The organism is Desulfosarcina sp., from assembly GCF_033791525.1.
In the GTDB taxonomy this organism is placed as follows: Bacteria; Desulfobacterota; Desulfobacteria; order Desulfobacterales; family Desulfosarcinaceae; genus Desulfosarcina.
Genome location: NZ_JASJGN010000277.1, coordinates 1 through 3,403 on the forward strand (window position 1 = coordinate 1; position 3,403 = coordinate 3,403).

5 protein-coding genes are annotated in these 3,403 nt (G+C 55.5%); all 5 read right to left on the reverse strand.

All coding sequences use genetic code 11. The features are described 5' to 3' along the window. Positions 1 to 263: response regulator (locus tag QNK41_RS13840; RefSeq protein WP_319257912.1), on the reverse strand; the 263-nt coding region annotated here is incomplete at its 3' end. A gap of 2 nt (positions 264 to 265) precedes the next feature. Further along, on the reverse strand, positions 266 to 694 hold the full coding sequence (locus QNK41_RS13845; protein ID WP_319257913.1) for a response regulator: 429 nt from the start codon (positions 692 to 694) through the stop codon (positions 266 to 268). Positions 695 to 750: 56 nt separating this feature from the next. Then, complete coding sequence (locus QNK41_RS13850; protein ID WP_319257915.1) at positions 751 to 1,665, reverse strand: universal stress protein; 915 nt, start codon at positions 1,663 to 1,665, stop codon at positions 751 to 753. 3 nt (positions 1,666 to 1,668) lie between these two features. Further along, a complete protein-coding gene (locus tag QNK41_RS13855) occupies positions 1,669 to 2,205 on the reverse strand; it encodes a hypothetical protein (protein ID WP_319257917.1) in 537 nt (178 codons plus the stop codon). Between the two features lie 281 nt (positions 2,206 to 2,486). Further along, the coding region (locus QNK41_RS13860; protein ID WP_319257919.1) for a (Fe-S)-binding protein at positions 2,487 to 3,403 on the reverse strand (917 nt) is incomplete at its 5' end.

Here is a 3,403-nt window from a genome sequence, read left to right on the forward strand (position 1 = left end):
AGATCCATGTCCCCGTGGCCGGTGAGCATGATCACTTCCGTGTCCGGGTTTTCCGCCTTGATCTGCTGCAGCAGGTCGATGCCGTCCATAACGGGCATCTTGATGTCGGTGAGAACAATGGGGGGGGCGTGCTGCCGGAAAACCGCCAGGGCCTCCTTGCCGTTTTGCGCGCTGAACACCTGGTAGCCAATGTCCATGAGGGAGATACCCAGGACCTTGCGGATACCCTCCTCATCATCGACCAGCAGGATTTTCTCTTCCATTTCTACCCTTTTCGTGAAGCCATGAGCCCAATCGCCGTGTTCAGCAGTTGCTGGGCCTCAGGCGGTTTTTCCAGGTACGCGTCCGGATCGGGAAGCGGCCGCACCATGTTGAGGTTGAGCATCTTAAGATAGTGTTGGAAGGAGCGCTGCCCCACGCCCGACAGCATAATGATGGGGATCTGCTGCAGCCGGCGGTCGGTTTTCAGGCTTTTGTACATCAACGCCCCGCCGGTACCCGGCATCATCACGTCCAGGATGATCAGGTCGGGAGTGATTTCCAGGGCTTTTGCCAGACCGGTCGACCCGTCCCGACAGGTTTCCGTACTGTAGCCGCTGGTCCTGAACAAGGCGGAAATAAACACGCGCATGTCCATGGCATCGTCGACGATGAGAATGGTTCCTCTGGACGAATTCGGTTCGGGTGGCGTCATGGACTTATCGCGTTGAAAGGGCATCGGATCGGCGGTTATTCTCAGGCTGGTGCATCCTAAGTTTTGTCCGGATGATTGACACTGGCTACCGGGCAGGAAGATCTCAGAACCACCTGCTCCACGGTGGAGCCCAACAGGGCCAGTTCCGGATCGATCTCCCGGGTATGGTGGGCCATGACGATCAGGTCGGCCTGTTTTTCACGGGCGAATTTGAGAATTTCCACGTAAGGCGTCCCCTCCCGGATGCCGATTTCGTAATTATCGAACCCTTTGAGCTGCGAGAGGTATTTGGTATCTATTTTTTTGCGTGCCGCTTCGATGTGCGCTTCGATTTCCGCCTGCCCTTTTACTTTTCCCGGTTCGGATGCGTGGATATCCACGGCATGAAAAATGTGCAGTCGCGCGTTGACTTCCTTGGCCAGCCGCGCGGCCCAGAGGAAGGAACTGGTGGCTGGTTTGGAAAAATCGGTTCCCACGACGATATTGGAAAAAAGCTTCCAGCAGGTGGTGCAGGGGCGGCTGATGATGACCACCGGGCAGCGTGCACTCTTGGCCACCTTCTGCATGGTACTGCCCACGACGCTGCGATAACGGGCGGCCCCGATGTCTTCGTCCCGGGTGTGGGCGCCCATGATGATCAGATCAACGTTTTCGGCACGGGCTTTTCTCAGGATTTCTCGGTGAGGAACTCCGATGACCGCCTCCAATGTGGAATTCTCACTGTCCTTGAGAAGATCGGCGTAGGTGTTCTTCATTTCCTCCGTCACCCAGTCTACATAGTCGGGGTCGATCTGTTCGTTTTCTCCCGTCCGGACGTCGGTGACAAAGGAGCTGAATCCACGCGAGGGGACACCGAGGACGTGAAAAACGCAGAGCTCGGCATCCCATTTCATCTCCAGGTCGAAGGCCACTTTGGCGGCGTTGTCGCAGGCGGGTGACGCCGTGGTTGCAAACAGGATTTTTTTAAACATGGGTTATCTCCTTATCTGGCATTCCCTGGGTGTCCCGTGAAATCCGAGTTCCCAGCCGATTCCCTCGACCAATTCAAATAGGGTGAACACGGTATCGAACTCGAAGACATCAACCTGGTCTCCGAAGATGACATGCCTCAGTTTTCCCAGGCGCACCTCGGTGTCAAGCAGCATATCCACCTGAAAATCTTTGATTGGGACCGATTTTTCGCCGCACCAGCCGGTGAAGCGTCGGTAGATATCAAGGCGTGGTTCGCCGGGAAATCCGACCATTTCTACGGTCTTTTCCAGAACCAGCCAGTCAATGCCGTCGACCCGGCAGCCATCGTTCGGCCCCCGGCGAAACTGATCCAGCAAGTCGGGGAAAAAGGCGTTGAGGTGAACCAGGGCATCATAGTCCGCCAGCATTCTGAAAAAGCTGCGCAGGGTGTAATCCGGCGCCAGTTCCACCTGTCGCGCCAGGCAGGACAGCACGGCGGCCTGATCCCCCCTGGGAATCGTTTCAATGGTGCCGTCAATGTTGAGGCGGACATTTTCCATGCGCCTTATTTTTGCCTAACCCGGATAAACTGGAAATAACAAATTACAAAAATCAAATTTCAAATAAACCCCAAGTTACAATATCCAAAGCTCAAACAAGATACAGACCAACAATTGTCAGCCATTATCGATAGTTGCCATTGTATTTGCAATGGTTTAACGAAAAAACTTAGAGTGTTAGCGAATCAGAATTTTCCTGCTTCAAGAAAATTAGGTTTGGAATATTGGTCATTGTGACTTATTTGTCATTTGGTGTTTTGGGCTATAGTCATTTTGTCTGGTTATTCCTCCTGGGGCTTAAAATGCTCCGGGACCTCCACCATGCCCAAAAGCAGCGGCTTGAGAAAGGACCAGCGGATGCCGACCTTGTAGACCTCCTCCAAGTCGCGGATGGCATCCCAACAGTTGTGACAGGGCGCCACCACCAGCTTGGCACCGGTGGCCAGAATCTGATCCCGCTTGACTTTCAAACCTATGTTGCGCGCCTTGCGATAGCGGCCGATGCCGTTGAGCCCGCCGCCGCCACCGCAGCAGAAGTTGTGCTCCTTGCAGGGCCGCATCTCCCGGAAATCTTCGGCAATGTAGCTCATGATCTCTCTGGCGCAGTCGCTGAGACCGGCGTTTCTCACATAGTTGCACGAATCCTGGTAGGTCACCGGTTCCTTGATTTTTTTGGCCGGGTCGATCTTCAGTTTGCCGGTGCGCAGGGCCTCGGCCACCCACTCCACATAGTGGACGCTCTCAACCGGGGTCTTGCCCGACTTGAGTCCTGCCCAGTATGGCCCTTCTATAACGGTCGCCCGGTAAGCGTGGCCACATTCGGTGACCACCATGCGCTTGGGCTTCAGGCGATCCATGGCGGCATAGACGCTTTCTACCTGGATCTTGCAGGCCCCCCAGTCCCCGGCAAACATGGCCAGGCTCGTCTCCTCCCACCCCTGGCTGGGTACGGTCCAGTTCTCACCGGCAATGTGAAAGAGAATCGCCGCTTCGGCCAGGTCCTCCGGATAGTGCTTGGGCTCCCGGGCGTTGACCGTATAAATGATATCCGCGTTCTCCTTGTCCACAGGGATCTCCAGCCCCGGCCAATCCTCTTCATACTCCTCGGCCATCCACTCGCAGGTATCCACCCAGTCCTCGGTGGTGATGTCCATCTGGGCATTGTAGATGCGGTGCATGCCCGATCCGATCTTCAGCT

Excerpts from the sequence above, each read along its gene's own strand:
- QNK41_RS13845 (WP_319257913.1), bottom strand. The coding sequence starts at position 694 with ATGACGCCACCCGAACCGAATTCGTCCAGAGGAACCATTCTCATCGTC.
- QNK41_RS13850 (WP_319257915.1), bottom strand. The coding sequence starts at position 1,665 with ATGTTTAAAAAAATCCTGTTTGCAACCACGGCGTCACCCGCCTGCGAC.
- QNK41_RS13855 (WP_319257917.1), bottom strand. The coding sequence starts at position 2,205 with ATGGAAAATGTCCGCCTCAACATTGACGGCACCATTGAAACGATTCCC.